6 protein-coding genes are annotated in these 6,218 nt (G+C 64.9%); 1 reads left to right on the top strand and 5 read right to left on the bottom strand.

Going from position 1 to position 6,218, the window contains the following annotated elements; genetic code table 11:
* The 3 genes from WBQ44_RS20800 to WBQ44_RS20790 form a co-directional block, all read right to left on the bottom strand.
* Positions 1–625 (bottom strand): flavin-containing monooxygenase (locus WBQ44_RS20800; protein WP_495568563.1); only part of this gene is annotated, 625 nt, incomplete at its 3' end.
* Positions 622–1,203, bottom strand: coding sequence for a TetR/AcrR family transcriptional regulator (locus WBQ44_RS20795; RefSeq protein ID WP_495568562.1), 582 nt, complete (start codon positions 1,201–1,203; stop codon positions 622–624). The genes WBQ44_RS20800 and WBQ44_RS20795, both read right to left, overlap by 4 nt.
* Before the next feature lie 198 nt (positions 1,204–1,401).
* Positions 1,402–2,613, bottom strand: coding sequence for a multicopper oxidase family protein (locus WBQ44_RS20790; RefSeq protein ID WP_495568561.1), 1,212 nt, complete (start codon positions 2,611–2,613; stop codon positions 1,402–1,404).
* Between the two features lie 465 nt (positions 2,614–3,078).
* On the opposite strand from WBQ44_RS20790, the gene WBQ44_RS20785 reads away from it, so the two are divergent.
* The gene (locus tag WBQ44_RS20785; RefSeq protein ID WP_495568560.1) at positions 3,079–4,155 is read left to right on the top strand and encodes an ABC transporter ATP-binding protein; all 1,077 of its coding nucleotides are present in this window, start codon (positions 3,079–3,081) and stop codon (positions 4,153–4,155) included.
* A gap of 80 nt (positions 4,156–4,235) precedes the next feature.
* Here the strand turns inward: WBQ44_RS20785 and WBQ44_RS20780 are convergent, their stop codons facing one another.
* A complete protein-coding gene (locus WBQ44_RS20780) occupies positions 4,236–5,258 on the bottom strand; it encodes an aspartate-semialdehyde dehydrogenase (RefSeq protein WP_495568559.1) in 1,023 nt (340 codons plus the stop codon).
* A gap of 2 nt (positions 5,259–5,260) precedes the next feature.
* On the bottom strand, positions 5,261–6,218 hold a 958-nt coding region (locus WBQ44_RS20775), incomplete at its 5' end, for an aspartate kinase (RefSeq protein ID WP_495568558.1).

Raw genomic sequence — 6,218 nt, 5'->3', positions numbered from 1 at the left:
CGACCCACGCGGGCGTCCGCTGGAAGACGACGAGCCGCTCTGCGTCGTCGGCGATCTCGGGTACGAACTGCACCGCCGAGGCACCCGTGCCGATCACCGCGACGCGTTGACCCAATAGATCGTGATCGTGATTCCACGTGGCGGAGTGAAACATGGTGCCGCCGAACTTGTTCAGCCCCGGCACCGGCGGAAGCTTCGGTGTCGACAGCGCTCCGGTGGCCGCGACGAGCACATCGGCCGTCACCACACCCTGCGACGTCTCGACTATCCACTGCGAACGCTCGGCGTCCCACGTGGCGGCGGTGAGATCACAACTGGTCAGGATGCGATCGCGAAGGTGGAGCCGATCGACGACACCCCGCAGGTAGCGATGGATTTCCGGTTGTCGCGCGAACGTGTGCGTCCAGTCGGGGCTCGGCGCGAACGAGAACGAATACAGCGACGTCGGCACGTCACACGCGCAACCCGGATACGTGTTGTCGCGCCAGGTGCCGCCGACGTCGTCAGCGCGCTCGATGACCAGAACGTCTGCGTTCGGATCGTCGTCCAGAATGCGCGACGCGGCCGCGATACCCGCGAAACCCGCTCCGACCACCAACACGCCCACCGAACTCGGCAGCATCACCATTCCATCACCTTCGATTCCCAGGCCGGGAGCAGTCGCGCCCGGAGTGCGTCATCGGCCTCGGGCGTACGAAACAACGCCGACACGGCAAGGCCGCGGGCGAGTTCGACGCTGAGCTCGATCGATTCGGTCGACATCCGGCTGCCCATCACGGCCCGCGCGCCACCCATGATGGCCTCGGACACGCGACGCTCGAGAGGAAGCATCGCCTCGCGCAGCGCCGGATCGGTTCTCGCTGCAACCCACAGTTCGAGCGCGGCATAGAAGAGCGGACCGGAGAACGCCTCGCTGAGCACGTCGACTCCGCGATCGGGATCCGGGTTCGTTTCGAGGATCTCGGCCAGCCGCTTGTCGACCAGATGCGCCACCGCCGCCGTCACCAACGACTCCTTGGTCGGGAAGTGGTGCAACTGCGCTCCCCGGGAGACACCCGCTCTACGCGCGATCTCCTGCGTGCTCGTCTTCGCAAAGCCCAGCTCGACAAGGCACTCGATCGCAGCGTCCAACAGCTTGGCCTGCGTACCGGCCGTCCGCTCCGCTTGCGTCCGCCTCTCCGGCGAATCCGTGGTTTGCGTCACACTCGCCACCATAGCCGGGAAACCACAAACAGTCCAGACTGACTTTTAGTTGCGGGGTAGGAGCTGTCCACACGCCATCCGCGCAGGTTGCAGGCGTTGGCGCTGTTTGCAAGCTGCGCCAACAACTGAAAGGTGCGCCAACAGCGGCGCGTACGCAATCGACAGGCCGACGACCTCGGAACCGCACCTACCGGAGGTTCACGGACCAACGGGGCGCGGCCGACCAACGCCACAGGTGTTGACGGTGTCTTTGGGTCCGGCTTCCCACGGTGCGGGTGGTGCGAGGGGCCCGGTGACGTAGCGTTCGACGTCCGGCGCCCATTTGACGCCGATGTCGGGCCGCGGGTTGTCACGCATGTAGGTGGTGAGGTCCACCGGCGCTCGCCCAAGGGTGCGGAAGCGCACGAGGTGCAGATGGATGGGGTGCGGTTCGAGTGTGGTGTTGACGATGTTCCACTGCTCGACGGTGCCCTGCCTGGGCATTTCGATGTCCGGGTCGCTGTAGCGCAGGTTGTTGAGCGTCATCATCGGCGGCGCCAGCGACAGGCCGGCGGACGGCTGGTTGACGGTGACGGTGCGTTGGATTTGGGCAGCCGGGATCTCGGACAGGACTGGGGGTTGGCCTTTGCCACCGCGGTACATCGTCATGATGTCGCCGGCGAAGCCGCGTCCGGAAGCTACTCGAAACTGGCAGAACAGTGGCATCGGTATCGCACCGAGCGACGCTGCCTGTGCGGGTGGGGGTTCGTCGTTGCGGAGTTCGACGAGCTCTCCCGGCTGCAACGATCCGAAATCCACCAGCACGTCGACGCGTTCGGCCGGCGCTAGGCGGATGCTGTCGGTATGGATCGGAGCGTTCAGCAGTCCTTCGTCGTCACCGATGACCCACAATCGCATTCTGTTGGAGAAGAACAGGTTCCACACGCTGTACGAGCCGGCGTTGACGATGCGGAACCGGTAGAGGCCACGCGCCACTTCCATCGTCGGCCATATCTTTCCGTTGACGACGCCGACGTCTCCGGTTCCACCGCCCTCCCACTTACCCTGCGGCACGGTGACATTGGTGTGGATGCTCATGCTCCCGTCGGGGTTCATGATCTTTTCCTGCAGCACGAGCGGGACTTCGAATTCACCGGACGGGAGGCCGAGCGAATTGTCCGCGGCACCCGAATCATGTTGATCGCGAACGATACTCGCGCCGGTCAGGCCCGCATACACGTTGATCCGCGTCAAAGACATCGCGTGGTCGTGGTACCACAGGCCGGCGGCTTCGTTGAGCGCCGGGAAGGTGTGCGTGAACGATTCGCCCGGGCGCACCAGCATCTCGGAGTGGCCGTCGCTGTCGGGCGGGGTGATGCTGCCGTGATGGTGCAGGGTGGTCGGCGTCATCTCACGGTCGTGCTCGCTCATTCCGTGCAGCGAGGTGTCGATGTCGGCTGCGAGCGGATTGCCTACGGTGCGGTTGGTGTATCGCAGCGTCCACGGCTGCCCTTGCCCGCTCTCGATGGTCGGGCCCAGGTAATCGAGATCGCCGTAGGCGAATGTCGGTACCGCGCAGGATCAGCGCGCGGCAGATCGTCACGGAACGGTTGCAGCGGAGGCGAATGGAACAGCAGCGGGCTGTTGCCTCCGAAAATGTCCTGGGCGAACGCCTGGCGCGCGGCCGAACTCGACGGGAGTGCGGCGGCACCTGCGGCACCGGCAGCAGAGCCAAGCTGCGGAGAGCAGACCTGCGCGACATCCCGTCCACCCGACACCCCCCGACCCCGAACGCCTGTGACGGCACTCATACTATGTTCTCCCGTCGACACCCGTCGACACCCCGTCACTTGGATCGTCCGGCACGTTCCTGCCGGTGGAGGGATCTACCCACTCATGGCTTCGATCACGTTCGACCGCGCCACCAGGCTTTTTCCGGGTTCCGACATACCCGCTGTCAACGCACTGGACCTCGAGATCGCCGACGGCGAATTTCTGGTTCTCGTGGGCCCGTCGGGATGCGGCAAGTCCACGTCGCTCCGCATGCTCGCCGGCCTCGAAGAGGTCGACACCGGGCGCATCCTGATCGGGGGCAACGACGTCACCGATTCCGAGCCGAAGGACAGGGACATCGCGATGGTGTTCCAGAACTACGCCCTGTACCCCCACATGAGCGTCGCCGAGAACATGGGGTTCGCGCTCAAGCTTGCCAAGGCGAGCAAGGACGAGATCAACCGCCGGGTTCTCGAGGCTGCGAAGCTGCTCGACCTCGAGCCATATCTCGACCGTAAGCCGAAGGCACTGTCGGGCGGGCAGCGGCAACGAGTAGCCATGGGCCGCGCCATCGTCCGTCAGCCGCAGGTGTTCCTGATGGACGAGCCGCTGTCCAACCTCGATGCGAAACTGCGAGTGCAGACGCGCACGCAGATCGCGCAGCTGCAGCGTCGGCTGGCGACGACGACGGTGTACGTCACTCACGATCAGGTCGAGGCAATGACGATGGGCGATCGCGTCGCCGTGCTGAAGGGCGGTGTGTTGCAGCAGTGCGCGTCGCCGCGTGAGTTGTACCGCAGGCCCACCAACGTGTTCGTCGCGGGTTTCATGGGGTCACCGTCGATGAACCTGTTCGACGTTCCCGTGACCGACGGCGGTGTCCGCGTCGGTGATCAGGTGGTGCCGATCTCGCGGGAGACGCTCGCGCAATCCACCGGCGCAAATGTTGTGTTCGGCGTCCGCCCCGAGCACGTCGAGATCGTCTCGACCGGAATAAAGCTCGAGGTCGACGTCGTCGAGGAATTGGGTTCGGAGGCATTCGTTTTCGGCCGCGCCGACGTCAATGGCACTGTGCAGACCATAGTGGCACGTGCGGACTGGCGCGATCCGCCGGCTAAGGGCGATGTGGTGGCCATCCGCTTCGATGAGGCCCACGCGCATGTCTTCGACGGGTCGGGCGAGGGCGCCAGACTCGGCTGAATTGAGTTCTTACAACAACACCGCGCGTGTACAACCGAATTTCGGGTTGTACACGCGCGATGTTGTTGTTGTAAGGGATGTCAGACCAGCAGTTCGGCGATCTGAATAGTGTTCAGCGCGGCACCCTTGCGCAGGTTGTCGCCGGAGACGAACAGCGCGAGGCCGCGGCCCTCGGGAACGCCCGGGTCCTGACGGATGCGGCCGACCAAGGAATTGTCCGCGCCTGCGGCTTGCAAAGGCGTCGGCACATCGACCAACGAGACACCGGGCGCCGAAGCCAGCAATTCACGAGCACGCTCCACCGAGAGCGGACGATCGAACTCGGCGTTGATCGACAGCGAGTGTCCGGTGAACACCGGAACGCGGACGCACGTACCGCTGACCAGCAGGTCGGGCAGACCCAGGATCTTGCGCGATTCGTTGCGGAGCTTCTGGTCTTCGTCGGTTTCGCCGGAGCCGTCGTCGACGAGCGATCCGGCCAGCGGGAGGACGTTGAACGCGATGGGCGCGACGTACTTGTTGGGGGCCGGGAAGTCGACCGACGAGCCGTCGTGCACCAGCTTCTCGACGTCGCCGATGACGGCGCGGGCCTGCGTGGCCAGCTCGTCGACGCCTGCGAGTCCGCTACCGGATACGGCCTGGTAGCTCGAGACGATGAGCCGCTGCAGGCCCGCCTCGTCGTGAAGCACCTTCAGCACCGGCATCGCGGCCATGGTGGTGCAGTTGGGATTGGCGATGATTCCGCGGGGCGGGTTCTTCGCCGCCTCAGGGTTCACTTCGCTGACGACCAGCGGCACGTCTGCGTCCTTGCGGAACGCGGACGAGTTGTCGATGACGACGGCTCCGGCCTCGGCGAAACGAGGTGCCTGCTCGCGCGAGAGGGTTGCTCCGGCGGAGAACAGGGCGATGTCGATGCCGGTGAGGTCTGCGGTCGACGCGTCCTCGACGATGATCTCTTCGCCGCGGAACGGGAGCTTCTTGCCCGCCGAGCGAGCGGAGGCGAAGAACCGCACGGTGTCCGCGGGGAAGTTGCGCTCTTCGAGCAGTGTTCTCATGACGGCGCCGACCTGGCCGGTGGCACCCACTACTGCAACTACGGTCATGGTTATCGTCCTGTTCCTGCGTGTACGACGGCTACGTCCTCGCCGCCGAGGTCGAATGCCTCGTGCAGCACGCGGACGGCGTCGTCGAGCTGAGTGTCGCTGCACAGCACCGAGATTCGAATCTCGGAGGTACTGATCAAATCGATGTTGATGCCGGCGTCCGCGAGTGCTTCGCAGAACGTCGCCGTCACACCCGGGTGGCTCTTCATACCTGCACCGACGAGCGAGACCTTGCCGATGTGATCGTCGTAGAGCACCTGCGCGAAGCCGATGTCGGCCTGCAGCTTCGTCAGCTTCTCCACGGCCGTCGGGCCGTCCGACTTGGGGCACGTGAACGTGATGTCGGTCTTGCCCGTGTCGATCTTGGAAACGTTCTGCAACACCATGTCGATGTTGATCTCGGCGTCGGCGACGGCGCGGAAGACCTTGGCTGCGTAGCCGGGTGCGTCGGGTAGACCGACGACGGTGACCTTCGCCTCGCTGCGATCGTGTGCGACGCCGGTGAGAATGGCTTCTTCCACTGGAATGTCCTCCATAGATCCGGAGACGATGGTTCCGGGTTTCGTGGTGTACGACGACCGAACGTGTACGGGAACGTTGTAGCGACGGGCGTATTCGACGCAACGCAGCATGAGCACCTTGGCGCCGCAAGCGGCCATCTCGAGCATTTCCTCGAACGAGACGGTCTCGAGGTGGCGCGCGTTGGGCACGATGCGCGGGTCGGCGGTGAAGATGCCGTCCACGTCCGTGTAGATCTCGCAGACGTCGGCATCGAGTGCAGCGGCGAGTGCGACGGCGGTGGTGTCCGAGCCGCCGCGACCGAGCGTCGTGACGTCTTTGCTGTCCTGGCTGACGCCTTGGAAGCCGGCGACGAGCACGATCGATCCCTCGTCGAGCGCATCGCGGACGCGGCCCGGGGTGACGTCGATGATCTTGGCGTTGCCGTGCACGCTGGTGGTG

The organism is Rhodococcus sp. (in: high G+C Gram-positive bacteria), from assembly GCF_049591685.1.
GTDB lineage: Bacteria > Actinomycetota > Actinomycetes > Mycobacteriales > Mycobacteriaceae > Rhodococcoides.
The sequence above is the reverse complement of the archived record's forward strand: the minus strand, read 5'-3'. Positions and strand labels throughout refer to the sequence as shown.